Source organism: Caballeronia sp. LjRoot34 (genome assembly GCF_964253815.1).
Taxonomy (GTDB): domain Bacteria; phylum Pseudomonadota; class Gammaproteobacteria; order Burkholderiales; family Burkholderiaceae; genus Caballeronia.
Genome location: NZ_CAXUSB020000003.1, coordinates 1,054,941 through 1,078,272, shown reverse-complemented (window position 1 = coordinate 1,078,272; position 23,332 = coordinate 1,054,941). Strand labels below are relative to the sequence as shown.

Sequence of the window (23,332 nt, the reverse complement as noted above, 5' to 3'; positions counted from 1 at the left end):
TTCAATCGAAGATGTGTTTGAAACGGCGCTCGGCCAGGCGACTGCAGCCCAGCACGATTGCCACGTTGGCAATCAGCAACAGGACGGCGATTGTCGCCCCGAGAGGCCAGTTCAGCGTACCGAGGAACTCGTCGTACGCGGCGGTCGCGACCACTTTCAGACGCCGGCCACCGATCAACGCGGGTGTCGCGAATGCGGACGCGGATAGCGCGAACACAATGATCGATCCGGACAGCACGCCGGGCAGGATCTGCGGCAGCACTACACGCCGGAACACGCGGAACGGCGAGGCGCCCATGGACCGGCCGGCCCATTCCACCTGCGGGTCCAGCTTCTGCAACGTCGCCCATACCGACATCACCATGAAGGGCACCAGCACATGCGTCAACGCAATCACAACTCCGGTCATGGTGAAGACGAGGCGGATAGGCTCCGACGTGATGTGAAGCGCCTGCAACGCATTGTTCAGTACACCGTTATTTCCAAGCAGGATTTGCCAGCCGAGCGTGCGCACGACGACCGATATCAGCAGCGGACCGAGCACGACCAGCAGGCAGATGGACTGCCACGGCCGCTTCATCCGCGCGAGCACGATGGTCTCGGGCACGCCAAGCAAAATGCAGAGGAAGGTCACCGTGAACGCCATTCCCGCGGTGCGGGCGAAGATTGCGCCGTAGTAGGGATCGGTGACGACTTCGAGGTAGTTGCGTAGCGTGTAGGTCGCGAGCGTGCCCTGGCTGTCGCTGAATACGTGGAAGGACAACACGAGCGTCAACAGCAGCGGCACCAGCAGCAGGCTGCCGAACAATAGCAACGCAGGGGCGGACAGGAGCCACGGGGCCGCACCCGCGCGTTCGTTGTCAAGCGTGACCATGGTGCCCCTCCTTCTGAAGCACGCGCAGGTCGTCGTCCGACCACGCCACCCCCACTTCCGTGCCCTCATCCGGCGGCGGGGCGCCGTTGTTCGGCTGGGCCACGCTCAGTTGCCCAAGGCTGGTATCGATCAGCAAAAGCCACTGGTTGCCGGTGAATACGCGCGTGGTAATGCGGCCCATGGTACGAACACCCGCTGTATCGATGACCGCGAGATGAACCTTCTCCGGACGGATATACACGTTCACCTCGCCCTGAACATGGCGGCCTTCGTGCGGCACCTTGAGCGTAATGCCCGCTACATCGACTTCAGCACAGCGCGCGTTGCGACGCAAAACCGCGCCCGGCAGCAAATTGGTCTTGCCAAGAAACGCCGATGCAAACGGCGTCTCCGGCCGCTCGTACGCTTCGAACGGTGTGCTCAACTGAGCAATCATTCCGCGATGCATCACCGCGATGCGATCGCTCATCGTCATGGCTTCGACCTGATCGTGCGTGACGAGAATAGTGGTAATACCCAGTCGCTTTTGTATCGACCGCAATTCGATGTGCATTTCCTCACGCAGCTTGGCGTCGAGGTTGGACATCGGTTCGTCCAGCAACAATAGTTCGGGACGCATCGCGAGCGCGCGGGCAATCGCAACGCGTTGCCGCTGGCCGCCCGACAACTCTTTTGGATAACGCCCGCCCAGTCCGTTCAGGCGCACCAGGTCGAGCGCTTCGGCCACGCGTTCGGCGCGTGCCGCGCGTTTCATGTTGCGCATCTCCAGACCGAAGCCGACATTGCCGTTCACGGTCATATGCGGAAACAACGCATAGCTCTGGAACACAACGCCCATGCCGCGCTTCTCGGGCCGTTCATGCGTAATGTCGCGGCCGTCGAGCAGGATAGTGCCGGTGGTCGGCGTAACAAAACCCGCGATCATCTGCAAGGTCGTGGTCTTGCCGCAACCGGAGGGACCAAGCAGCGACAGGAACTCACCACGTTCGACGTCAAGGTCGATCTGCTCGATCGCGGTGAAGTCGCCGTAGCGCTTCGAGATGCCTTTGAGGGTCAGAAAGCTCATGTGCGTCCGTGGGTGAGAGTCGGCGTGCCGTGTGTGAAGCTCAACGCTCCACGCTGCGATTCCAGCGTTCGGTCCACTCGGTCCTATGCTGGTTGATCGTCGCCCAGTCCATCGCGACCAGCTTCGAAATCTGCTCGGGACCATACGGCACGCGCGCCGCCACTTCTGGTGTCAGTTGTACGGTCTTGTTGACCGGGCCGAGTCCGATCGCCTGCGCCTGGATCACCTGCACTTGCGGGCTCAACAGGTACTGGATGAACTGCTGCGACAACGCGGGCTGCGCGTTCTCAGCCACCGCGCAAGCGCCAACCTGCAGCGCGACGCCGCCCTCTTTCGGGTAGAAGAACTTCAGCGGGAAACCGGTGTTCTGCAGTGCAACGGCGCGGCCGCTGCCATACGGTGCGAGGATCACGTCGCCGCTTTGCATCAGGCCGTCCATCTCACCCGGCGTCGGCGCCCACGACAACACGTCCGGCGCGACCTGCTTGGTCATCGCTGTGAAACCCGGGTCGATGTTCTTCTCGCCGCCGCCATTCAAACGCGCCAGCATGACAAGCGCATGCAGGCCGTAAGTGTTGGTGATAGGCGGCATGCCGAGCTTGCCCTTCAGGCGCTTGTCGTACAGCACGTTCCAGGAATCCGGCGCGGGCAAGCCCATCTTCTTGAATGCATCCGCGTTATAACCAATGCCCGTTGCGACCATGCCGACACCCACCGACGTGGGGCCAAGATGCGCAAGCGGATACAGGTCCTTCATCACCGGCGCGTCCTCGACCTTCGCGCACAAACCCATCTGCATCGCCTGGTACATCGGGCCGTCATCCATCACCGCGACGTTGATCTGCTGATGCCCTTTTTGCGCCTGCAATTTCGCGAGCGTGTCGCTGGAATTACCGGCAACGTAGACGATCTTGACGTCGTGCGCTTTCTCGAACGGCGGGATGATCTTCTCGCGATACATGGTCTCGTTCGAGCCACCGACGTTCGCCACGTAGAGCGTGGTTTCAGCGTGCGCCAACAACGATCCCGACAACGCCCCGGCACAGCCGAGCGCGGCCACCAGCGGCCGCAAATACGAACGAGAAGACGGCGAGCAACGGGTTTGCTGCTGTTGTTTCATGTGCGATTCTCCAGACTATGCGGGTCGGACGGTTGAGGAATGTGGCCCCCAAGCGAAATTATTTTGTTCGCCGCAGGGCATATCGTCCAATAAGAATAAAATAACTATCCATACATGGATGATATGGGTCTCACTCAATGAATCTTAAGCATATAGAGGCATTCCGGGCGGTCATGCTGGCAGGCTCCATGACCGCGGCGGCGAAGGAATTGTTCACGTCGCAGCCCAATATCAGCCGCCTGATCACCCAGCTCGAACGCGAAACCGGACTACTGCTGTTCCAGCGCAGCGGCGTGCGGCTGATTCCAACCAGCGAGGGCAATGCGTTTTTTCGCGAAGTGGAGCGCGCGTATGTAGGCTTGCAGGGACTGACCAACGCCGCGGCTCAGATCAAGAACCTGGGGACCGGGAGATTGCGCATTGCAGCCATGCCGTCGGCGGGAATGACGCTGGTGCCGCACGCAATCCAGCGCTTCCAGGCGTTGCATCCGGAGGTCACCATCTCGCTGCACGTGAACACCTCAGGCACCGTCAATCACTGGACGAGTTCGCAGTTCTGCGACCTCGGCGTCGCGATCTATCCCAGCGAGGCGTCCAATTGCGAGGTCGAGTTGTTATCGAAGGTGGCGGCGGTATGCGTGCTGCCTGCGGGTCATCGGCTGGCGAAGAAGGCGTCGCTCAAGCCGAAGGATTTTCAGGGTGAGCCGTACATATCGCTGTGTCATGGCGACGGCACACGCGCACAGATGGACGAGGTTTTCGAGCGCGCCGGCGTTGAACGGGTGCTGGCAATCGAGGCCCAATACGCGGCCATCTGCTGCGAGATGGTTCGCTGCGGCATGGGCGTCACGCTGTCGCATCCTATCGTTGCGCAGGATTTTGCCGGTCCTGGCATCGAGATCCGCCCATTCACCCCAGCGGTCCTGTTTCCCACTTATCTGCTTTTCCCCCCGCATCAGCCGCGGGCTCGTCTGACCATGGAATTCGTCGACATACTGCGAAAGACGCACGACGATCAGTTGGCGGCGATGGGTAAGCCGGAGCGGTTGAAGCGGGCTTGAGAGGGACGTGGTCCTGACGGCTATTGACCCGCCAGCTTATACGTCGGAATCGACTTGATTGCACTCTCGCAGGCGGGCGCTCCCGTCTCCAGATGGACCACCAGGTCGTAGGTCGTCGAGCGCCGGGTGAGCATCAGGCACGTCGACTCACCATGAAGCACCCGCGTTGCGTGCCAGCAGTGCGGCCGCATGCAGACACCCTCACCCTGCGGCACCCAAAACGCACGCAGCGACTCCATATCGGGTTGGCCGCCCTCCGTACTCGTTGCAACGATCTGAATGACAGGCGCGGTCAGCGGCACGATGGCCTGCTGCGTCAACCAATGGGCTTCGAGGCTTGCGATCGTTTCGTCAGCGTTCCTGTACTTGACCCACAGGACTTCCGTCTCGCCGGTCACGCCAGTATCGAAGAGATGTTCGCGCCAGAAATCCGAGGCCGGACTGGTGTACGCGGGAGCGTGGCCGTCGTTTTTAAGCGGTTTGCCCAGCATCCAGCCATAGGCGTTGAAGGCCTCGGCGCTGAGCGGTTCGATCGTGAGGGAAGGGATAGGAGGATAAGGATCAGTCGGCATTTTTCGGCAAGGCGTCTGGATGTAACGGGGAACGGAGGCTTGACAGTGAAATCGGCGTATCACCCGTGTTGGGGAACAGCGCGAACTCGGGGCCGTTGGCGAGACTGAAATCGCGCACGACCTGCAACGCGAGGCGCGTGATGGATTCGCACAGCAGGCTGTCCGGGCTGCGCCTGAACGTGGCGACGAGCGGGAGCGCCGGAACGCGGTGCGTCACCTGCAGCAATTGCAGCCGGCCCGACTGCAATTCGTCCATGACAAACGCGGTCGGCAGCACGGCTATGCCGAAGCCATCCAGGACGAGACGGATGATCGCGGCCACCGACGAGACACAGTTGATCTGGACGGTGGTCTCGCCGCTGGCCGAGAACAACTCGGTGAGGAACCCATGCGGCGCCGAGTGCCGCGCAAAACTGACGATGGGAAACGCGGCCAGTTCGGCCTCCGAAAGCGCTTCAGCCGATAGATTCAGTGAAGGGCTCGCCACCCATCGCATGGGGAGTGTCCCGAGCGGAATGTTGACGGCGTCGCTGCCGGTAACGTTCGTGGTCATCAACGCGACGTCGACGTTGCCATTGACGAGATGCCCGGAAAGATTGGCCGTGGTGTCCGACGTGAGTTCGATCGTCAGGTTCGGGTACGCCTCCCGTACCCGCTTCAGCAAATTCGGCAGCCATGTATGCACGACCGACTCGATCACGCCCAGCCGCAGCAGCCCCGCGACTTTGGAACGGTCGCTGACGCTCGCGAGCATGTCGCGGTTCAGCTTCAGGATTTGCTCCGCGAACGCAAGCGCCTTGGTGCCTTCCTGCGTGAGCGTCACATCGCGTGGGCCCCGGTCGAACAGACGTACGCCGAACTCCTGCTCCAGGGCAGATATTCGGCTGGAGATGGCGGCTTGGGTCGCGTGCAGGTGCTCGGCCGTCATCCGGAAGTTGCGCAACTTGGCGAGCCATACAAACGTTTCGAGAAAGCGGACATTCATGGCGCACCCCGGCTGATGCGTTGAGTGGCGAAGCGGCGGGTATCGACCGAATCAATCCCGTCAGTTTATCGCTGGAAGAATTCCCGCGTGACAAGAAAAAGTGACCACGTGGGCCCACATTTACTTGTTGGACATCGCAGCGCCCTTCTTCAAGACTGTCATTCATTGAATTCAACGGGTGAAAGGTTTTGATGAAGACACTTGAATGCAGGATCGATGGCGGCGCGAGTATCAAGGTTATCGAGGTAACGGTGAGCCGCCTGGTCATCGCCGGCTGGGCGGGGCGCGATGCGCGCGACGTCGAGCACCATATCCGGGAACTGGAAGCGCTGGGCGTCAAACGTCCTGCGTCGGTGCCAACGTTCTACAGAATTTCCCCAGCCTTGCTGACGACCGAGGACGCAATCGATGTAGTGGGCACGCACTCATCCGGCGAGGTCGAAGTCGTGCTGATCCAGACCGCGAACGATGGCTTGCTCGTCGGCATAGGGTCCGACCACACTGACCGGCGGGTGGAAAGCTACGACGTTGCCGTATCGAAACAGATGTGTGCGAAGCCGGTGGGCGCCGCGCTCTGGCGTTACTCCGATGTCGCCTCGCACTGGGATTCGCTGATCGCCCGGAGTTGGCGGATCGACGGCGATGCCCACCCCGTGCTGTACCAGGAGGGCACGCTCGCCCGCTTGCTGCGTCCGGACGAGCTGGTTGAACGAGGTTTCGGTGCGGGCGCCATGCCGCCCGGATCGGCGATGTTTTGCGGCACGCAAGCCGTGCTCGGTGAACTAAGCGCAGGCGAGGGCTACGAGCTCGAACTACATGATCCGGTGCTGGGACGGAGCCTCCGGCATCGCTACATGGTCGACGCATTGGCCCATGCCGAATGAGAGCGATGACCGGGCACCAGGCTCGGCAGACTCATGCCATTCAGCGAGGCATTAGATTTGTTTATTGCCGGCCAACAGAATTAGTCGCTGGACGGGGCAAATTGGCGTTTGAATACTGAGCCTCATTCGCCGCCCATGTTGCCGGTCGCGTTCGATGAACACATCTGCCTCCGCTCACTCTCCAAGCCCCAAGGATCCGCTCGTGATTTCCTCTTCCGCCCCGCTTCCTTTCTCGCGTCCCGCCTGCTCCGCCCTCGCCGCAGCGGTCTTTCTGGTTGTCGGGGGACCGAGCTATGCAGCCGATCCGGCCATCGTCCTGATCGGCCACGCTGCGCCCCTGACCGGGCAGCTTTCCCATATGGGCAAGGACAGCGAAAATGCTGCCCGGCTGGCGATCGACGAAATCAACAGCCAGCACCCGGTGATCGGCGGCAAGCCGGTCAGATTCCAGCTCGACTCCCAGGACGATGCCGCCGACCCGCGCACCGGGACGCAGGTCGCGCAGAAGCTGGTGGATGACGGTGTGGTGGCCGTCGTGGGCGACATCAATTCGGGCGTCTCGATCCCTGCATCGAAGATCTACAGCGAAGCAGGCATTGTGCAGATCTCGCAAGGTTCGACCAACCCCACGTACACGTTGCAGGGATACAAGACCACGTTTCGCGTAGTCGCTACCGACGCGCTTCAGGGACCCGCGCTCGCTCATTACGCGCTCGACTCGCTGCATGCGAAGCGCATTGCGATCATCGACGACTCGACCGCCTACGGTCAGGGCCTCGCCGATGAATTCGAAAAAGCCGCGAAAGCGAACGGCAGCACGATCGTCACGCGCGAAGCGACCAACGACAAGGCAACCGATTTCCGCGCGATACTGACGAAGATAAAGGGCTTGCGTCCCGACGTCATCATGTACGGCGGCTCGGACGCCACCGCCGGGCCGTTGGCCAAGCAAGCGGGCAATCTCGGGATCACAGCGAAGGTGCTCGGCGGCGACGGCGCATGCACGGAGAAGATGATCGATCTGGCCGGCGACGCGATCGGCAACGTGACCTGTTCGGAGGCGGGCCTGGCACTGTCGAAGATGCCCAAGGGACAGGACTTCGAAAAGCGCTATACAGCACGTTTCAATACGCCGATCGACGCGTACGCGCCGTTCACCTATGACGCCGTCTACGTGATCTACAACGCGATGAAACGCGCCGACTCGGCCGAGCGCACCAAGGTGCTTGCCGCGATGCCATCGACTCAGTATGACGGCGTGATCGGCCGTATTGCGTTCGATCCGCATGGTGATCTCAAGGACGCAGCCATCACGATCTATCAGTTCAAGGACAAGAAGAAGACCGTAATGGATGTCATCAAGATGTGAGGATTGTTGCGGGCGGCAAAGCCGATCCTGCTACGCGACGCGTTCAGCGCGCCGCTCGGCGAACCGGCGTTGTCGATGTTCATGATGCGTCGTGTGCGAGGATCAGGCCAGCAACCTGGCCTGATCCTCGCACGGATAATCCGAGAGCAATTCGCCACGAACCGTTTCATCGCCTCGGCGACATAGACGCGATGCACGATCGCGTCCGCCGGTATCAGGTCGCGTGTCACAAAACCGCTGATGCGGTCCATGAAGATGCGGCGCGGATCGCGCATCGGACAGCGCGGGGTCGTCGGCGGTAAAGTAGGCGTTGACCTTACGGGTTGAAAAGTAGTTTTCGCGGCCAGCGCACGACCCTCGTTGCGCGCCCGCTCCAGCGCCTGCGGGCGCAGGAAGTCGTGCAGCACGGCGCTGCAGGCAGCCACCAGTTCGTTCAGGCGGGGGCTGTCCGGGTCATGCAGGGGATAGCGGTCGGTGTTGACGATATCGCCGAGATCCAGGCATTCGGCATCGGCAAGTGAAACGGAGAGAACCACGGCAGGCTCCAAATCGATATTTTGGCGAGTGGATTTACGAGTCGACTTCAACAACAATCTGCGAACACAATCTGCAAATAACGGCCCGATCTTTTGGCGGCCAATTTCTTTTGGAAAGCGAGTATTTCCGATGGATTCCATTAGCGAGCCCGATTGGTCCAAGATCGCTTCACTCGATGCGGAACTCGTGCGTGCGTTTGTAGTAGTGGCTGAAAGCGGGGGTTTTACAGCGGCGGCGCGCCAGCTTCATCGAACGCAATCGACCATCAGCCTGCGTATCCGGACGCTTGAGGAACGGCTTGGCGCGCACCTGTTCATGCGCAATAGCCGTCATTTCGCGCTCTCAAGCGATGGCGAGAACTTCCTGATCCACGCACGGCGGATATTGCAGGTACAAAACGAAGCGATTGCTTCGCTGACGCGCGGCAGCCGCGGCAATGTGATTCGTTTCGGGCTGCCGGAAGATTATGCGGAGCTATGGCTACCGGAATTGCTGCGGGCGTTTTATGCATTGCGCCCCGGTGCACGGCCGCATATTCATTGCCGGACGTCGCTGGAATTGCTGGAGCGGCTGGGTGCCGGCGAACTCGATCTGGCGCTGGTCGTGCGGCATGGCGAGCGTGCCGGGGGAAAACCCCTGGCGCGTCAGGAACTGGTATGGGCAGCACATCGCGATTTCGTGTTGTGCGCGGATGCGCCAGTGCCGCTCGCTCTCTTCGACGAAAGTTGTACCTATCGGCAACGGGGATTGCAGGCGCTGACTGCGATCGGGCGTGATTATCAACTCGTCTATACGAGCCAGAGTCCGACGGGAATCCGCATTGCGGTGAATCACGGTGCGGCGGTGACGATCATCGATCGTCGGACGCTGCCCGCGTGCTGGCGCACGTTCGGCGACACGGACGGTCTGCCGGCGCTGCCGCCGGCCGAACTGGAGCTTCATGTTGCGCCGACCATGCGTAACGAAGCCACGCGCGACCTGAGCGCGTTGATCGAGATGCTGGTGTCGGAGCATAGCGGCGTGATGGCTTGAGGCGACGGGTGGTCAGTGCAGGATGTGCCACTGGTCTCTTGCGGTTCTGACGTGAGCGGTTATATTCCATGGTCGTTTCCGGTCACGCTGCACCCGGCGTGCGCGGCCTTATCCACGCTCACATGCTTTCACCATGCCCCATTCCGCCTCCGTCCTGGAAACCGATCGCCTTCTGCTACGTCCGCCGCAACGCACCGATTTCGACGACATCTACGCCATGTGGTCGGACCTCGCGGTCGTGCGCCATGTCACCGGCGTCGCCTTCACGAAGGAAGAAGCATGGGCACGCCTGCTTCGAAGCGCAGGGCACTGGTCATTGATGGGATTCGGCTACTGGGTAGTCAGCGAGAAGCTCAGCGGCAAGTTCATCGGCGAGGTCGGCTTTGGGCAATACAAGCGCGGTATCGACCCGGCATTCGATGAAGCGCCAGAGATTGGATGGATGTTGACGTCAGAGTCGCAAGGACAGGGGTATGGAACTGAAGCGGTACGTGCCGCGTTGCAGTGGGCGGATACACGGTGGCCCAACGCAGAGATTGTCTGCATCATCTCACCGGAAAATCCGGCCTCGCTTGCACTCGCCAGGAAATGTTCATTCGCGCAAAGTCGCACGACCACTTACAAGGGCAAGCCAACCGTTGTATTTCAGCGCGAGGCGTCGTTGCGTGAAAGTTAAAGCGCTTCCATTCTCTGTTTACCCAGGTATAGGAAACCGTAATCAGATCGGCGAATCGATCTCGTGTCCAACGGCATCGAGGGAATGAACAGGGAACGTGCCAAGGGTTCACTCAAGCGTCATTCGCTTTGCGTCGTACCTTGTTAGTACTTACGACCGGCAAGGGCCTTGGCTAACACTACGGCTTCGGAATACTTACATGCGCGCTTACGGATCGCGCTTCGTCACTCCGATGAGGACGACGCTATTGACGTGGCGGGTCCGCTTATCGAGAATCCAGGCAGCACCTGAAGAAAACAAAAACTGCCGGGACTAAGATGCGCCCTTGTTTCTATTCAGTGGTAAGCGGTCTGATCGTGCTTGGTCTCGCCGCCGGTCCGTCCGCCGTCTTGTCCCAGGAAACCGGCACGGCGCCGGCTGACACCTCAGCCGCGCCCGTCGGCACGCAGGCGTCGCCCGACGCGTCCGCTTCATCGGCTGCCGGAACACTCGTACGCGCGGACGCGGTGCCCCCCTCTGCTCAGGCCAATCAGGCCAATCAGGCCAATCAGGCCAATCAGGCCAACGCCCACGCCGCATCGGATGCGCTCCTCAACCCTGCTCGCCGCAACCGCGCAAGCGCCGCGCGAACAGCGGCAGCCAGTGACGCTGCCAGCGAAACGAAAGCGGACACCCTGATACCGGTCCCGCCGGAAACCACGTCCGTCACGCAACATTCAATCAGGCTCGATGGCCGCAAGATCGACTACACGGCCACTGCCGGCAACCTGCTTCTGCGCAACAACGCGGGCCAGGCTGAGGCCAGCGTCTTTTATGTCGCCTACACCGCGAATACGAAAAGCACCGCCACCCGTCCGATCACGTTTCTTTTTAACGGCGGCCCGGGTGCGGGCAGCGTCTTTCTGCTGATGGGATCGTTCGGACCCAAGCGTGCACATACGTCGAGTCCGGCCATCACGGCACCGGCGCCGTATGTGCTCTCGGACAATCCGGACAGTCTCCTCGACACCACCGATCTGGTCTTCATCGATGCCCCCGGCGCAGGCTTCTCAAGGATAGTAGGCCACGCAACCGGGAAGCGCTTCTGGGGAGTCGATGAAGACCTGGACGCGTTCGAACACTTTATCGAGCGCTACCTGAGCGTGAACCAGCGCTGGAATTCACCGAAGTACTTGCTTGGCGAATCGTATGGAACGGCGCGCGCCGCCATGCTTGCGTATCGTTTGAGCCAGAGCAACATTGCATTGAACGGAGTCGTGTTGATGTCCTCCATCCTCAACTCGGGCGCGCACGCGCCGGGGACGGATCTGGAGGCCGAGAGCTACTTGCCGAGCTATGCGGCCATTGCCTGGTATCACGACAAGATCGTACCCAAGCCACCGAGCTTGCCGGCGTTCGTCGACGAGGTCCGCGCGTTCGCTTCCGGTCCGTACGCGCAAGCGTTAGCCGCGGGTGACTCGCTGCCCGATTCGGAGCGCGATGCAATCGCCGCACGTGTGGCGCATTACACGGGGCTCGATGTGAATTACGTCAAGCAGACGCGGCTGCAAATCTGGCCGTCGCGGTTTCGCAAGGAACTCCTGAGAAGCGAATCGCGTACCGTTGGTCGCTACGATGCGCGATTCGAAGGCCTTGACTACGACGATGCCTCCGAGCATCCCGACTATGATCCGTCGGTCACCAGCGTATCGAGCGCCTTCGATGCGGCCTTGCACGAGCATCTCGCGCAAGACCTCCATTTCGACGCGAAAGATACGTACCGCGTATTCAACGACGAAGCGTTGCGCCAATGGAACTGGAAACATCGCGAATGGTGGGGGGAGCAACTTACGCTACCGTATGCGGCCGGCGACCTTGCTGAAGCGATACGGCAAAATCCCCGCCTGCGCGTGCTGTCGCTCAACGGCTACTTCGATCTGGCAACGCCGTTCTTCCAGACCGAATACGATCTGGCGCATATGGGACTGGACCCATCGCTACGATCGAATGTTCAGCTCGCGTATTATCCGACGGGCCACATGATCTATCTCGACGATGCAGCCCTGCATTCGCTCAAGGGCGATCTCGTGCGTTTTTATAATGCCGCCACGGCAGACACAAACAAGCCCGCATCACAGTAAACAGGTAGCAAGCAGACTTATTCGCATTCCTGATGAATGGCCGATAGGGTCGCTCAAAGCAACGGCAATCCCGCGTGGCGCTTGACCTCTCGTAGTGACAGCGTGGACTCGACTGCCGTGACGCCTGGCAACGTCCGCAGTACGTCACGGAGGAACGTGCCATAGTCCTCCAGATCTCGCGCGACGATCTCCAGCAGATAATCGGCGCTGCCGGAAATGTTGTGGCACGAAACAATGCGCGGTATGGCCTGGATTTCGCGCTCGAATCGGTCGGCCAGTTGCCGGTCGTGCACGCCGAAGCGCACCAGCGTAAATGCGACCAGACCTAGCTTTAATGCGGATTTGGACAGGATCGCCCGATACCCTTCAATGTAACCTTCCGCTTCGAGTCGCTTGAGGCGCCGAGCGCACGGCGTTTCGCTCAGGCCGACTGCGTCGGCAAGGCTCGCGTTGGTCGCACGGCCATCGGCCTGGATCGCTATCAGGATTGCGCGATCTATCTTGTCAAGTTCCATCTGTTCCATTCGTCATTCTCTTGTGATTCTCCGAGTCTGGGCAGCTTCCGCTCTGTTCGGCTGCAACACGAAGCCATACCGCTCCTGTTGACACTCGCAATCTGTTTCCTCGGCTATAGCCGACCGGTGATCAGCATCTGGCCATACATCGTGCCGCCGTCCCTGGTGCTCCCGAACACCTCGTCGAGCCATTCGAGCCAGCTCTTTGCGACAAAGGAAAACTGGTTCCGACTGCTGTCTGTGTGACACGGCTCCGCTCTGCAATCGACCATTGCGCGGCGGATTTTCATGGCGATCGTCAGCTCTCTCGCAGCACTGACACACGGGTGGATTTTCGGGAAAAAGATTGTGCTCGTCTATGCGCTCAAGCATCAGTTGCAGAGCACGGACCCCATGCAGGACGTGGTGCGACTGCTCGGTCACGATCAGGCCGAGCTATTGATACGCATCAAAATGCCACCGGGCAGGCAATCGGGATTGTCCGCCCGGTGGCATTGGTAGCCTAAGGCTACGCACAAACTCGGTATTTCCATCCAACCGGAGTTGTTTTCGCTCTTCATTCAAGCACTGGCGCATGAGGCGGGATTAGCGGCCGCGCTCTGTCCGGGCGCCCTTCACGGCAAATCAGTTTGTCGACAGCAGCGTCGACGAAGCGCCTATCTGTGTCCACGCGGTATGGACACTGTGCACCGCACGCAATATCAATAAGCGCTATCAACCCTGTGGCTTATATTCGTACGTATTTGTCTTCACGGGCGTATATTTTCCACCTCGACGGGAACTCGGTCCCGGCAACTCGACTTCGCCCTTTTCCGCCACCACACGCACGGTAACTACACCTCGTTTATCTTTGCTTATCACCGCTTCCGCTGTACCCAACTGCCCTACTTGCTGGTCTGAAATGTGGTAGTCGAAAGCGTGTGTGCCATGATTTCTCGCACCCTCGGATTCCGTGATGCGCGCATCCAGAGGCTGAGGATCGGACGGCTTCAAAAATTCCCCGCTCCTTGCCGGCGCCTCATGTTTTCCGTTGTAAACAATGACGGAAAATGGATACTTATTGCCGACATGGACAAGGTCATTGTTAGTGCCCTCATAGTTATGAGGATCCGTCGTCGTTTCATTCGTCATTTTACTGCTTGCATATCGAATAGCGTTTGCACCGTCACGAGACGTAAGCCAGGGTTCCTTCCCCTCGCCGTAGGTTCCTGCATGATAGCCGTAGAAATGGCCGGTATCCGATGCGTACATCGTAGTGCAGCCACTCAAGGAGCCTCCGGTCACAACAATGGTCTGCCCGGGTTTCAGATCCTCATACGAAATTCTGATCGCACCGACGCCGTTCCGACCGTTGCCTAGTTCGATGACACTCACTTCTCTGGAAAGTCGATTCTTTGACGGTCCCCATTCTCCCAGAGAGACCTTGCTGTTGCTATCCTTCGAGGTAACTTGTGAGCCGTTTCCGACCGTCAAGACGTCCTTTCGTACGTCGGGGACGACGTCTTTGGCCGACATGACGCGCCCCGTATCGACTCCGTAGCTCATTCCACCCTCTCCGTCTTTCCGATAAAAATCAAAATTGAGCGGAAATTCATGGATTCTCTTGTTCTCTTCTGCTGAATTTGCAGCAGGTTCAACGTTAAATGGTCCTTTTCCGATTAGCTTTTCCACACGCCCCTTTCTTACTGAAGGCGATTTCAACTTGGAGAACGCGGCCCGCGCGGCCTCAACCGGCCCTTTCTTCGGCCGCGTGCCGGTTGGCCGCTGCGGCGGTGTACGCGGTCTCGCACCGGTCGCTCCCGATGTTCCCGATGTTCCCGGCATTTTCTGCTGCGGGTCACGCGCACCAGAAGGCTCACTGGTCGGCGTCTCATTTGGCAAACGGGGCGGCTGCGTCGGGCTCATAGGATAGCCGACCCGACCGTCGGGGAGACGGGTCGGCGGCTTGAAGGGTGTGCTCGGCGGACTAGCCGGCGTCTCGGCTTGAGACGGCTTGCCGGAAGATCCGGGGACAATTGCATTGGTAGTCGACTGTATTCCACCTGCCATCTCCTCTGGTGACGGCAGTTGGCCCGATCTCGCTTTATTTGCTGCCTCCAACCCGTGGGCCGTCGCAATCATCCCTTGTCCCTGAGGGGTCATCGAATAGGCGGCATCGATAAAATTGATGTATCGATCAATATTTTGTTTTTCCTCTTCGGATATGGGACGCCCCTGCACCAACTTCAGGTAGGAGTCCGTTGCACTTCTCGAAAAAGAGGAAAAAGGATTTCTTAGCGCGTCCGTGAAGATGGCAGTGCCTTCATCGAGCGTGTAATCGCTCCTGATCTGGACAGCGCCAATGTACCGCAGGCCAGGGCCATCTTCCTTCTTGGTCGTGGGCCCGGGCGCGGTCGTTCCTGTGCCACTGGGATTATCCGAAACGCGCCGCATAGCCGTCGGGTCCCGACCGGTATTCGGACTCTGAAACAAAGAATCACTGCGGAGTTTGTCGTACGTCGCTAATACCGAACGGTCAGCGTCAGAAAGCGCGCCCCCCTCGCGTTGCGTTTGCTCAATCTGATGAACTTGCTTCTCGACCCCCTGGAGACGCGTCCAGATGGCGTCCGGTTGGATATTAGTCGGCAACGGCACTCCAGCCTGCAACAACTCTGTTGGGCTAGGTACGTCCGATTTTTGATCTGCCGCCGAACCAGTTTGCGTCGGATCTGAATTATTAGCTGTAGATGCCGAACCGACCTGATCGTAAGCCGACCCACTTTGGGTATTCACTCGCATGATCACACCTCCATAAAATGAGCGCCAAACCGGCGCACCAGATGTTCGAATAACTCTGTCCCGCACTTGAAATGTCCAGACATTTCAAGGTGACCTTTAGCGCTCCAAGCTCGTTTCCTCGTATTCAGGAATCGCAAACAATGACTGAGGGCAAAGTCAGCGCACCTCGTTCAGCAAGCTAGGGAGTCACCATCGTGCCCTCATGGTTCTCCGGCAGGTGTGACTCCAGTACTTCAAGGACGGCGTGCCCTCCCGCGAGGAGGCCACCCGTCTCATGTGTCACCAACAAGTCAATCCGCGGGACGACGTGCAACTCTATACATAAGTATGGCCTGTCGCTGCCGCTCCGCCCCTACCATTCATACGCGGGACCCATCTCATACCGTCGGCAACGCGGTTCCGGCTGTACAGCGAAAGCCGCCTTTTTTACTTTAGGAATATCGACATGCAAGCAGCAACCCAAACTAATTATCCTCAAATCAGTAATCCTTATCTATCGCTTCAAGGCAATGCGAACACCCTGTTTGGTGGCGGCGCACAATCGCAGCTCTCGCGCGGCGCAGGATCGGGTAGCCAGATGTCGAATATGCTGAGCGGCTTCTCGAAGGCCTCGTTCCCCGTCTTCAGCCAAACCGCGGGGAATCGCCAAAACAGCACATTCATCGCGCAGGGAAGCATCAGCAGTCGCGGTCAGCCCGCGAAGCAGCAACCGCCATGCGCGGAGCGCAATGACAATCACGGCGGCCAAAACAATTCAACGGGTGGTAATCGCTGCAACGACAACTCGCGCGTCGACAACCGCGCGCCGCCGCGCAACGACTGCGGTAGCAAGGACTCGGGCAAGAGCAACCAGACGCCCTCGCGCAACGACTGCGGTAGCAAGGACTCAGGCAAGAGCAACCAGACGCCCTCGCGCAACGACTGCGGTGGCAAGGACTCAGGCAAGAGCAACCAGACGCCCTCGCGCAACGACTGCGGTGGCAAGGACTCAGGCAAGAGCAGCCAGACGCAATGGAGCGATACCGCAGTTTGCAACAACAAGGCGAGTATCGACCTGGGCAACTACAAGCTTGATTTCAACAAGGCCGATTCGTCGATGGTCATGACCAATACAAAATCCGGCGATACAACGAAGATCTTTGGAGATCCGCATCTCACCCAGCACGCCAACGCAGCCAACTCGTCGACTGCGATGTTCAACGGCCCGATGACGTTCGTGCTGCCTGACAAGACCAAGGTCACCATTGGCACCCAGACGGCGGCGAACAACAAGGATGTCTCGTTCGCGGATCAGGTGACGATCACCCACGGCAAGCAGGCCTACCAAGTCACGGGGCTGAGCGAGCAGAACCAGGCGGGGCTCAGCGTACAGAAGAGCAACAACGGCCGCGCGCTCGACGCCGCCGCGCCGGACGGCTACACCGTCAAGGCCGCCCGCGGCGGCAGCGGCTGGATCGATCCGACCACGGGCAAAGAGCCGACGCCTGACAATATCAAGAAGGCCAACACGTAAGCGCATCACGCGGTGAGGGGGCAACTGCATCAGTCATTGCCCCCGCCGGATGCCGCACGCACGATCGCCGGATAAGTGCGGCATCCAACGGCTCCCCATGAATTTCCCTCTCCCGCCCTCCATTCCCATGAGCCAACCGCCTACACGTCCATGCAGCGGCATGGCTTTCGCGTCCGGCCGTGATCGCCGCAACAATAGTTAGGCTAGCTATTCAAATTCCACGATCGATCCCGACATGGCGATCACTAACGCCATGCACCGCGGACGTCTCCAATTCGTTTGACATCCTTATTGATAGCAAGATAAAAACGCTACGATACCGCCTGGCCTTTCGGTTACATGCAGAAAGAATATGTAACGGTAAATACGACCTTGAAAGGAAGCTTAGGTATTCAAATGGATCCGTACCTCTCCATTGGAGATGTGTTCGGCAAAGCCGATTTCGATGTTTAACTTCAGCAAAGACGCAGAAATCGCCAACCGACGATCAGCCAGGCTCGTATCCCATCTCCGTCAACGCGGTCAACGGTCTGCTGCAGCGCCCCGGTATCAATCTTTCGAACCAGTCCGCGGAAACGATCATCAATAATGTGCATCACGTGGATTCCGGCGAACTGGATCACGCCGCTGCGTCAGCACGCGAAGCCTGAGCCTTCGCCCGCGATGTCGCGGACCCCAATCTATCGATGAAAGACTGCTCTGCCGCAGCGCTCGGCATGGTCATAAACGCCGTTGTGGCGCCGGCTTACATGACGCAGTTCGATCTGGAGAACTACCACTTCGCTCGCGATCAATCGGCCGACCCGCGCCGCACGATGCAAATGTTCATTCAAAATGACCCTCATTCCTAACCGGAATTGAAGGTAAGGGCAACGAAGGGGCGCCCCTCCCACCGCCGCTCGCCGCACCTTGCTCCGCGCCGGTGCTAGCCACGCTCGCGGCCATCACGCGCTACGCGTGCGAGAGCCGCCCGCCAGCGCTGCCTAGCGTCGTCATGCCGGATCCGCTCGACATTCCAGTCCCGCAACGCTTCTCCCGCTTCGTGGCGCGCCTGCGTGTGCGCGTGCTGTGCATCGCTCAGTTGCCGCTGCAGCACAGGCGCTTGTGCGTCATGCGCATGGCGCGTTGCATGCCACTGCCCGCCGGCCCTCTGATCGCGTCGGCAGAACGCGAGCACGCGCTGCCGCTCGGCTGCGTGCCGTTCCAGCGCCGCGGCCTGTTCAGCCACCGCAGCGGCCCCCTGCCGCTCCCGCCGGCGCGCGTCGGCCAGCGCGCGAAGCCCGCGGCGCACCCGCAAACCGCGCACCCTCGTGAGCAGCCGCCAAAGATCCGCCTCCTGCGCCGCGCTGCGCATCACACCGAGGGCACGCCGGCGCACAACCCGTGCAACAGCGTGCGCGTTTCGGCCCACGAACTGCAGCGATCGTACGGCTGACACAGAAAACGCTGGATGTCCGGGCGCAGGTCGATCGCCCGGTCCGTCTCGGCATCGTTACCCCACTCGTATTCGCCGATCTGCAGCAGCATCTCGATCTCTTCATAGCGCGCCAGCCAGTCGCGCACACGGTTGGCGTCGGCGCGCTGCGCGGCATCCGCGACGCGATTCATCAAGCGGCTACGGCTGCGCAGAATGTCGATCGCCGGATAATGCCCGGCCGCCCCAAGTTTCGACGACAGCTGGATGTGACCGTCCAGCAGCGAGCGCGCCTCTTCCGCGACCGGGTCGGACAGATCGGCCTCATCGGCGAGCACGGTATAGAAAGCCGTGATGCTGCCTTGCGCTGTCACGCCGGCCGATTCGATCAGTCGCGGCAACTGCGCGAAGACGCTTGGCGGAAAGCCGCCGCGCAACGGCGGCTCGCCAACCGCCAAGCCGAGCTCGCGCAACGCGCGCGCATAGCGCGTCAGCGAATCGAACAGCAAGAGCACATTGCGCCCGGTCGCGCGCAAGCCAACCGCGACGTTGCCCGCGAGTTCCGCCGCCTTGATCCGCTCCGCGGCGGGACGGTCGGACGTCGCGGCGATCACGATCGTCGAGGCACGTCGGTGCCCAAGATTGTCGTGAATGAATTCGGCCACCTCGCGGCCCCGCTCGCCGATCAGGGCCACCACGACCGCATCGGTCGATGCGCCGTTCGCAATCATGCCCATGATCGTGCTCTTGCCCCCGCCGGCCGGTGCGAAGATGCCCGTGCGCTGGCCAACGCCGCAGGTGAGCAGGCCGTCGATCGCCCGCACGCCGGTGACAAACGGTGTGGCGATGACCGGCCGTTCGAGCGGATTGAGGGTCGCCCCGGCATCGACGTGCGCCACCGCGCCAGTCGCTAGCGGCTGGGGCGCAGGCCCCCCGTCGAGCGGGTTGCCGAGACCATCAACCACCCGACCGAGCAGTCCCGCGGCGTCAAACGTGCCCCACGTCGAGCCACAGCCTTGCACCTCGGTGATGTCTGAGAGGCCCGTCAAGCCAGCGAGCGGCATGATGAGTGCGCCGTCCTGCGCAAAGCCGACCACTTCGCCGTATTGCGCCTCGAAGGTATCCGGGCGCACCAGCCGCACCTTCTCGCCGATGCGCAACGACACCCCCACCACTCGCGCGACCACGCCGCGCGCTTCGACTACCCGGCCGCGCAGCGCCGGAGCCGAGGTCAACACCGGCACGCTATTTCCGGACGATCGCATGATATTCCCGCTCATGCCGCACCCAGCGTCGCGACCGTCTGGATGCGGTAAACGTCAAGTGGAATCTCTTCGATCGCCAGCACCTCGACGCGCCAGCCGAAATCGCTCAACACACGCGCAAGGTGCGGACGCAAGACAGCATGCGTGACGATCAGACGGATCCCGGACAGGTCTGCTGCGAGAATCTGTTGCACCTGGGTGAGTTGCTCAGCGGACAGCACGCATTGCGGCTCGCCGTCGACACCGCTTCTGATCTGCGCTTCGAGACTGGCCTCCCACGCCGGGTCCAGCACGGCCGCCGCGATCGTCCACGTCTCCAGGTCGGCATAACCGCGCGTCAGTTGCCGTCCAAGCTGGATGCGCGCTTCCCGCACCATCCGGTCGATCGTGCGCTCACCCACCGGCACGCGCACGACTGCTTCGAGAATCGCACGCAGGTTGCGAATCGGCACGCGCTGTTGCAGCAGTTGCCGCAGCACGCTGGCAAGTTGCACCGTGCTCGCGGCCTGCCCTGCCTGCGCGACCAGCTCGCGAAATTCGATGGCCAGTTGATCGAGCAAGAAGCGCGTTTCCTGCGTGCCGAGAAAATCGGGTGCCGAACGTTCGCAGATTTCGGCGAGGTGCTCGCGTACGGCTTCATCGACGGTCGACTTATGAATCTCCGGATTGCTGATCGACGCCGCAGTCGCGTTCGGCACCCAGACCGATTTCTCCGCGCGCGGCCGGTAGCCCTCGACACCTTCGTACGCAATCAGGTTTTCAGCGCCGCTCACCAGAGTGTGCGCGGCAATCAGCGTCCCGCTCGCAAACGGTACGTCCTCGATATCCACGATGTAGCGATCCGGGTCGAGTCGTGCATCGCGGAGCAACGCGAGGCCGGGAAACGGTACGCCCAGTTCAACCATCAGGTGGCGGCGCAACTGGCCGAGTTGCCGGTTCAGCGCCTCGGGCCGTAACGCATCGAAAGCCTTCACGCCGAGCCGCAGCCGCAATGTCGCACTGGTACCCAGTTCGACGTCGTCAAGGATACGCGGCACATAGTTGCCACCGTCGCGCGTCATCTGAGGCATCAGCGCGCGCTGCGAGTTCGTCGCGAGTGCGGTATTGCGCATCAGCGTAATCGCTAGCGCAAGCAGCAGTCCGCCGGCAACCAGAAACTGAATGTGCGGAAAACCGGGAATCGCCGCCAATGAGAGACATGCAACACCGGCCATTCCGAGTGCTTTCGGATGCTGCGCCAATTGCCGGTAAATGTCGGCGCCCAGATGCGAATCCACGTTATCGGTCGAAGCCACACGGGTCACGAGGATGCCGGCCGCGACCGACACGATCAGCGACGGGATCTGCGACACCAGACCATCGCCGACCGTGAGAATCGTATAGGTGTGCAGCGCGTCGCCAAACGACATGCCGCGCTGCGCGATGCCGACCGCCAGTCCGCCCACGATATTTACCAGCGCGACGACGAGCCCTGCCACCGCGTCGCCCTTGACGAATTTCATCGCGCCGTCGAGCGAGCCGTAGAAGTATGTCTCACGTTCGAGCGCCGCGCGCATCCGGCTTGCCTGCACGGCCGTGAGCACGCCATTGCGCATGTCCGCGTCGATGCTCATCTGGCGTCCCGGAATGCCATCCAGCGTGAAACGCGCGGCCACTTCGGCCACCCGGTCAGCCCCCTTCGCGACCACGATGAACTGGATCAACGCGAGCACGATGAACACCACCAGCCCGACCGCGACGTTGCCCCCCACCACCAGTTCGCCGAATGCGGTAATGATCTGTCCGGCGTGCGCATGCAACAAGATCATCTTGGTCGACGCGATCGCCAACGCGAGGCGCAAAAGCGTGGTGAGAAGTAGCAACGACGGAAAACTTGCAAGATCCGCGGCCTTCGACACATATAAGGTGGCGCTCAGCATAGTCAAGCTGGCAGCGAAGCTCAAACAGATGAACAGATCGAGCAAGAATGGCGGAACGGGCACGATCAGCAGCGCAAGCACTGAAAGGACGCCGATGCCGACTGCCAGGTCGGCGTGACGCGCAAAAAGGGCTGACAGATCGTAACGGCTGAGAATGGAACGGTTCGACATTTTATTGACCAAGCTCCCGATGAAGCGTACGGCGACGGTTCTTTACGTAGGGATCGCCTTCGTCGTCGCGGAATTCCCGTTTGATTTCGCTCTTGTCCATGCGCAAACCGCGCAGCCACAGAAAGCGCTGGATGAAATAGTCGGCGGCGGCGGGCACGATCTGCGATGCCGCCATCCAGGCCAGCAGATGCGAGTGCGACATCGCCATATAACCGAGGTGAACCGGTAACGAGAAGGCCCAGATAGGCGCGAGCTGCCGCAGCCATGTGGCGAGCGCCTGCGCGAACAGAAATAGCAGGATCGCGAACTGCAACAGCGTGAGCACCGTGTCCCACACCAGGCGCAAGCTGAACATCTGCTTGAGCCCGTTGATCGGGTTCAGACGTTTCACGTCGGGTGTCACGCGCTTCAACGCGAGCAGGCCGCGCGTCTGCATCAGTTCCGGCGCCAGAACGGCAAGCGCGCCAATGCCGAGCGGGGTCAGGATTGCCGGCATGAACGCGCTTAGCGCGGCGAACGTCGACACAAGCCGGTCGTCGAACGCAACGGTGGGGTCGAGTGCCGTCATATGCACCATCAGCCTCGTGCCCAACGCATACAGCCGAGGGGCCTCGATGAACAGATACAGCCACCAGCACAGACCGCTGAACGCGACCGTCAGATGCGTGCTCTTTGCGATCTCGCCGTCCTTGCGCGCACGGCGGATCCGCTTGGGGGTCGGGGCTTCAGTTTTATCACTCATCGCAGATGGATCACTTGATCGAATGCAATGCGCAACTGGGCAAAAAGCGGCGGTACGCTGAGCATCGCGGCAAACGACAGGATCATTGCCTTGACCGTGCGCGCGGTGGCAAACGGATTGAGTCGCCTTGCGTGCCGCGACATCAACCCGAAGGCGATATCGATCAGCAGCGCGAGACCGAGCAACGGACTGGCGAGCCGTACGCCTTCAGTCAGCGCGCCGGGCAGGTCACGCAACGCAATCTCCCGGAACACGTCACTCAGATCTATGTGCAAACGGCCCGGTGGCCATAACACCCACGCATCCGTGAAAAAGCCAAACAGAAGCGGCATGCCTGGCCCCGTAAAGAGCGTCAGTGCCGCAAACTGCGAAAACATCGTTTCGAATAGCGCCGCTTCGTGCTGGAAGTGCGGATCGTAAATCGAGGCGCTGGAGTAGCCGCCCTGCTGGTCCAGTATTGCGCCCGCCGCCGCCGCCGCATGAAAGATCGTGCCGAGCAGCATGCCGAGCGCAGCACCGGTCGCCGCTTCGACGCAAATCGCCGGCAGCAATGGTGCCGGCCAGCCGATCTGTTGCGGCAGCATCGCCAATGCAAGCAGCATCGGTAGCCGTAACAGGATACCGAGTGAACCACTCTGGCCAAACGGTATCAGGACCAGCGCCACTGCGGGTCTGATAGCACAGAACGCAAAACCCTCGATATAGCCGGTGTAATTCAT

At 60.7% G+C, this 23,332-nt stretch carries 22 protein-coding genes and 1 pseudogene; 10 read left to right on the top strand and 13 right to left on the bottom strand.

The genetic code is table 11. The features are described from left to right. Position 1: 1 nt before the first annotated feature. The 3 genes from ACSQ36_RS35840 to ACSQ36_RS35830 are packed head-to-tail and all read right to left on the bottom strand — an operon-like array spanning position 2 to position 3,060. Positions 2–874 (bottom strand): ABC transporter permease, encoded by an 873-nt coding sequence (locus ACSQ36_RS35840; RefSeq protein ID WP_436185745.1) that lies wholly within the window; start codon positions 872–874, stop codon positions 2–4. Then, a complete protein-coding gene (locus ACSQ36_RS35835) occupies positions 861–1,940 on the bottom strand; it encodes an ABC transporter ATP-binding protein (protein WP_436185744.1) in 1,080 nt (359 codons plus the stop codon). The genes ACSQ36_RS35840 and ACSQ36_RS35835 overlap by 14 nt, the downstream gene beginning before the upstream one ends. A 40-nt stretch (positions 1,941–1,980) precedes the next feature. Next, the gene (locus tag ACSQ36_RS35830) at positions 1,981–3,060 is read right to left on the bottom strand and encodes an ABC transporter substrate-binding protein (protein ID WP_213768052.1); all 1,080 of its coding nucleotides are present in this window, start codon (positions 3,058–3,060) and stop codon (positions 1,981–1,983) included. A gap of 137 nt (positions 3,061–3,197) precedes the next feature. Here ACSQ36_RS35830 and ACSQ36_RS35825 point away from each other — a divergent pair, with 137 nt between their 5' ends. After that, a complete protein-coding gene (locus ACSQ36_RS35825) occupies positions 3,198–4,121 on the top strand; it encodes a LysR substrate-binding domain-containing protein (protein ID WP_213768051.1) in 924 nt (307 codons plus the stop codon). Positions 4,122–4,141: 20 nt separating this feature from the next. On the opposite strand, the gene ACSQ36_RS35820 is transcribed toward ACSQ36_RS35825, so the two are convergent. Together ACSQ36_RS35820 and ACSQ36_RS35815 are read right to left on the bottom strand one after the other, a co-directional pair. Next, positions 4,142–4,693 carry an ureidoglycolate lyase gene (locus ACSQ36_RS35820; RefSeq protein WP_436185743.1) on the bottom strand — a complete coding sequence of 184 codons (552 nt, stop codon included), beginning with the start codon at positions 4,691–4,693 and terminating at the stop codon, positions 4,142–4,144. Beyond that, positions 4,683–5,678 carry a LysR family transcriptional regulator gene (locus ACSQ36_RS35815; RefSeq protein WP_436185742.1) on the bottom strand — a complete coding sequence of 332 codons (996 nt, stop codon included), beginning with the start codon at positions 5,676–5,678 and terminating at the stop codon, positions 4,683–4,685. The genes ACSQ36_RS35820 and ACSQ36_RS35815 overlap by 11 nt, the downstream gene beginning before the upstream one ends. 191 nt (positions 5,679–5,869) lie before the next feature. Between ACSQ36_RS35815 and ACSQ36_RS35810 the strand changes: the two genes are divergently transcribed. Together ACSQ36_RS35810 and ACSQ36_RS35805 are read left to right on the top strand one after the other, a co-directional pair. Next, complete coding sequence (locus ACSQ36_RS35810; RefSeq protein ID WP_436185741.1) at positions 5,870–6,562, top strand: DUF2848 domain-containing protein; 693 nt, start codon at positions 5,870–5,872, stop codon at positions 6,560–6,562. A gap of 271 nt (positions 6,563–6,833) precedes the next feature. Beyond that, a complete protein-coding gene (locus tag ACSQ36_RS35805) occupies positions 6,834–7,931 on the top strand; it encodes a branched-chain amino acid ABC transporter substrate-binding protein (protein ID WP_436186456.1) in 1,098 nt (365 codons plus the stop codon). On the opposite strand, the gene ACSQ36_RS35800 is transcribed toward ACSQ36_RS35805, so the two are convergent. After that, positions 7,883–8,608 carry a hypothetical protein gene (locus ACSQ36_RS35800; protein WP_436185740.1) on the bottom strand — a complete coding sequence of 242 codons (726 nt, stop codon included), beginning with the start codon at positions 8,606–8,608 and terminating at the stop codon, positions 7,883–7,885. The two genes, ACSQ36_RS35805 and ACSQ36_RS35800, sit on opposite strands and share 49 nt — an antisense overlap. On the opposite strand from ACSQ36_RS35800, the gene ACSQ36_RS35795 reads away from it, so the two are divergent. From ACSQ36_RS35795 to ACSQ36_RS35785, 3 genes are all read left to right on the top strand, one after another. Then, the gene (locus tag ACSQ36_RS35795) at positions 8,598–9,500 is read left to right on the top strand and encodes a LysR substrate-binding domain-containing protein (RefSeq protein ID WP_213768045.1); all 903 of its coding nucleotides are present in this window, start codon (positions 8,598–8,600) and stop codon (positions 9,498–9,500) included. The genes ACSQ36_RS35800 and ACSQ36_RS35795 overlap by 11 nt on opposite strands. 133 nt (positions 9,501–9,633) lie before the next feature. Then, the gene (locus ACSQ36_RS35790) at positions 9,634–10,176 is read left to right on the top strand and encodes a GNAT family N-acetyltransferase (protein ID WP_436185739.1); all 543 of its coding nucleotides are present in this window, start codon (positions 9,634–9,636) and stop codon (positions 10,174–10,176) included. Positions 10,177–10,493: 317 nt separating this feature from the next. Then, complete coding sequence (locus ACSQ36_RS35785) at positions 10,494–12,296, top strand: S10 family peptidase (RefSeq protein ID WP_436185738.1); 1,803 nt, start codon at positions 10,494–10,496, stop codon at positions 12,294–12,296. A 53-nt stretch (positions 12,297–12,349) separates the two neighbouring features. Here ACSQ36_RS35785 and ACSQ36_RS35780 read toward each other — a convergent pair whose 3' ends face one another. Next, entirely contained in the window at positions 12,350–12,811 is a 462-nt protein-coding gene (locus tag ACSQ36_RS35780; protein ID WP_213768042.1) for an Lrp/AsnC family transcriptional regulator, read from the bottom strand. A 39-nt stretch (positions 12,812–12,850) separates the two neighbouring features. Here ACSQ36_RS35780 and ACSQ36_RS35775 point away from each other — a divergent pair. Then, positions 12,851–13,021, top strand: a pseudogene (locus ACSQ36_RS35775) (ubiquinol oxidase subunit II); the annotation flags it as partial. Between the two features lie 78 nt (positions 13,022–13,099). Continuing rightward, positions 13,100–13,312 (top strand): hypothetical protein, encoded by a 213-nt coding sequence (locus ACSQ36_RS35770; protein ID WP_436185737.1) that lies wholly within the window; start codon positions 13,100–13,102, stop codon positions 13,310–13,312. A gap of 213 nt (positions 13,313–13,525) precedes the next feature. Here the strand turns inward: ACSQ36_RS35770 and ACSQ36_RS35765 are convergent, their stop codons facing one another. Then, on the bottom strand, positions 13,526–15,589 hold the full coding sequence (locus ACSQ36_RS35765; protein WP_436185736.1) for a cytotoxic necrotizing factor Rho-activating domain-containing protein: 2,064 nt from the start codon (positions 15,587–15,589) through the stop codon (positions 13,526–13,528). Between the two features lie 445 nt (positions 15,590–16,034). On the opposite strand from ACSQ36_RS35765, the gene ACSQ36_RS35760 reads away from it, so the two are divergent. Next, positions 16,035–17,102: a DUF1521 domain-containing protein gene (locus ACSQ36_RS35760; RefSeq protein WP_436185735.1), complete on the top strand. Its 1,068-nt coding sequence runs from the start codon at positions 16,035–16,037 to the stop codon at positions 17,100–17,102. Between the two features lie 686 nt (positions 17,103–17,788). Further along, positions 17,789–17,953: a hypothetical protein gene (locus ACSQ36_RS35755; RefSeq protein ID WP_436185734.1), complete on the top strand. Its 165-nt coding sequence runs from the start codon at positions 17,789–17,791 to the stop codon at positions 17,951–17,953. A gap of 74 nt (positions 17,954–18,027) precedes the next feature. On the opposite strand, the gene ACSQ36_RS35750 is transcribed toward ACSQ36_RS35755, so the two are convergent. The 5 genes from ACSQ36_RS35750 to ACSQ36_RS35730 are packed head-to-tail and all read right to left on the bottom strand — an operon-like array spanning position 18,028 to position 23,332. After that, positions 18,028–18,480 (bottom strand): hypothetical protein, encoded by a 453-nt coding sequence (locus tag ACSQ36_RS35750; RefSeq protein ID WP_436185733.1) that lies wholly within the window; start codon positions 18,478–18,480, stop codon positions 18,028–18,030. Beyond that, a complete protein-coding gene (locus ACSQ36_RS35745) occupies positions 18,456–19,781 on the bottom strand; it encodes a FliI/YscN family ATPase (RefSeq protein ID WP_436185732.1) in 1,326 nt (441 codons plus the stop codon). Before ACSQ36_RS35745 ends, ACSQ36_RS35750 begins: the two co-directional genes overlap by 25 nt. Positions 19,782–19,792: 11 nt before the next feature. Beyond that, positions 19,793–21,871 (bottom strand): flagellar biosynthesis protein FlhA, encoded by a 2,079-nt coding sequence (locus tag ACSQ36_RS35740; protein ID WP_436185731.1) that lies wholly within the window; start codon positions 21,869–21,871, stop codon positions 19,793–19,795. 1 nt (position 21,872) lies between these two features. After that, positions 21,873–22,613, bottom strand: coding sequence for an EscU/YscU/HrcU family type III secretion system export apparatus switch protein (locus tag ACSQ36_RS35735; protein ID WP_436185730.1), 741 nt, complete (start codon positions 22,611–22,613; stop codon positions 21,873–21,875). Next, positions 22,610–23,332: an EscT/YscT/HrcT family type III secretion system export apparatus protein gene (locus tag ACSQ36_RS35730; RefSeq protein WP_436185729.1), complete on the bottom strand. Its 723-nt coding sequence runs from the start codon at positions 23,330–23,332 to the stop codon at positions 22,610–22,612. The genes ACSQ36_RS35735 and ACSQ36_RS35730 overlap by 4 nt, the downstream gene beginning before the upstream one ends.

Bases quoted from the DNA above. Each gene is read 5' to 3' on its own strand.
- ACSQ36_RS35730 (WP_436185729.1), bottom strand. From the start codon at position 23,332: ATGAATTACACCGGCTATATCGAGGGTTTTGCGTTCTGTGCTATCAGA.
- ACSQ36_RS35780 (WP_213768042.1), bottom strand. From the start codon at position 12,811: ATGGAACTTGACAAGATAGATCGCGCAATCCTGATAGCGATCCAGGCC.
- ACSQ36_RS35735 (WP_436185730.1), bottom strand. From the start codon at position 22,613: ATGAGTGATAAAACTGAAGCCCCGACCCCCAAGCGGATCCGCCGTGCG.
- ACSQ36_RS35815 (WP_436185742.1), bottom strand. From the start codon at position 5,678: ATGAATGTCCGCTTTCTCGAAACGTTTGTATGGCTCGCCAAGTTGCGC.
- ACSQ36_RS35795 (WP_213768045.1), top strand. From the start codon at position 8,598: ATGGATTCCATTAGCGAGCCCGATTGGTCCAAGATCGCTTCACTCGAT.
- ACSQ36_RS35740 (WP_436185731.1), bottom strand. From the start codon at position 21,871: ATGTCGAACCGTTCCATTCTCAGCCGTTACGATCTGTCAGCCCTTTTT.
- ACSQ36_RS35825 (WP_213768051.1), top strand. From the start codon at position 3,198: ATGAATCTTAAGCATATAGAGGCATTCCGGGCGGTCATGCTGGCAGGC.
- ACSQ36_RS35785 (WP_436185738.1), top strand. From the start codon at position 10,494: ATGCGCCCTTGTTTCTATTCAGTGGTAAGCGGTCTGATCGTGCTTGGT.
- ACSQ36_RS35760 (WP_436185735.1), top strand. From the start codon at position 16,035: ATGCAAGCAGCAACCCAAACTAATTATCCTCAAATCAGTAATCCTTAT.
- ACSQ36_RS35800 (WP_436185740.1), bottom strand. From the start codon at position 8,608: ATGGAATCCATCGGAAATACTCGCTTTCCAAAAGAAATTGGCCGCCAA.
- ACSQ36_RS35765 (WP_436185736.1), bottom strand. From the start codon at position 15,589: ATGCGAGTGAATACCCAAAGTGGGTCGGCTTACGATCAGGTCGGTTCG.
- ACSQ36_RS35810 (WP_436185741.1), top strand. From the start codon at position 5,870: ATGAAGACACTTGAATGCAGGATCGATGGCGGCGCGAGTATCAAGGTT.
- ACSQ36_RS35790 (WP_436185739.1), top strand. From the start codon at position 9,634: ATGCCCCATTCCGCCTCCGTCCTGGAAACCGATCGCCTTCTGCTACGT.
- ACSQ36_RS35820 (WP_436185743.1), bottom strand. From the start codon at position 4,693: ATGCCGACTGATCCTTATCCTCCTATCCCTTCCCTCACGATCGAACCG.
- ACSQ36_RS35835 (WP_436185744.1), bottom strand. From the start codon at position 1,940: ATGAGCTTTCTGACCCTCAAAGGCATCTCGAAGCGCTACGGCGACTTC.
- ACSQ36_RS35745 (WP_436185732.1), bottom strand. From the start codon at position 19,781: ATGCGATCGTCCGGAAATAGCGTGCCGGTGTTGACCTCGGCTCCGGCG.
- ACSQ36_RS35755 (WP_436185734.1), top strand. From the start codon at position 17,789: ATGAAAGACTGCTCTGCCGCAGCGCTCGGCATGGTCATAAACGCCGTT.
- ACSQ36_RS35770 (WP_436185737.1), top strand. From the start codon at position 13,100: ATGGCGATCGTCAGCTCTCTCGCAGCACTGACACACGGGTGGATTTTC.
- ACSQ36_RS35840 (WP_436185745.1), bottom strand. From the start codon at position 874: ATGGTCACGCTTGACAACGAACGCGCGGGTGCGGCCCCGTGGCTCCTG.
- ACSQ36_RS35830 (WP_213768052.1), bottom strand. From the start codon at position 3,060: ATGAAACAACAGCAGCAAACCCGTTGCTCGCCGTCTTCTCGTTCGTAT.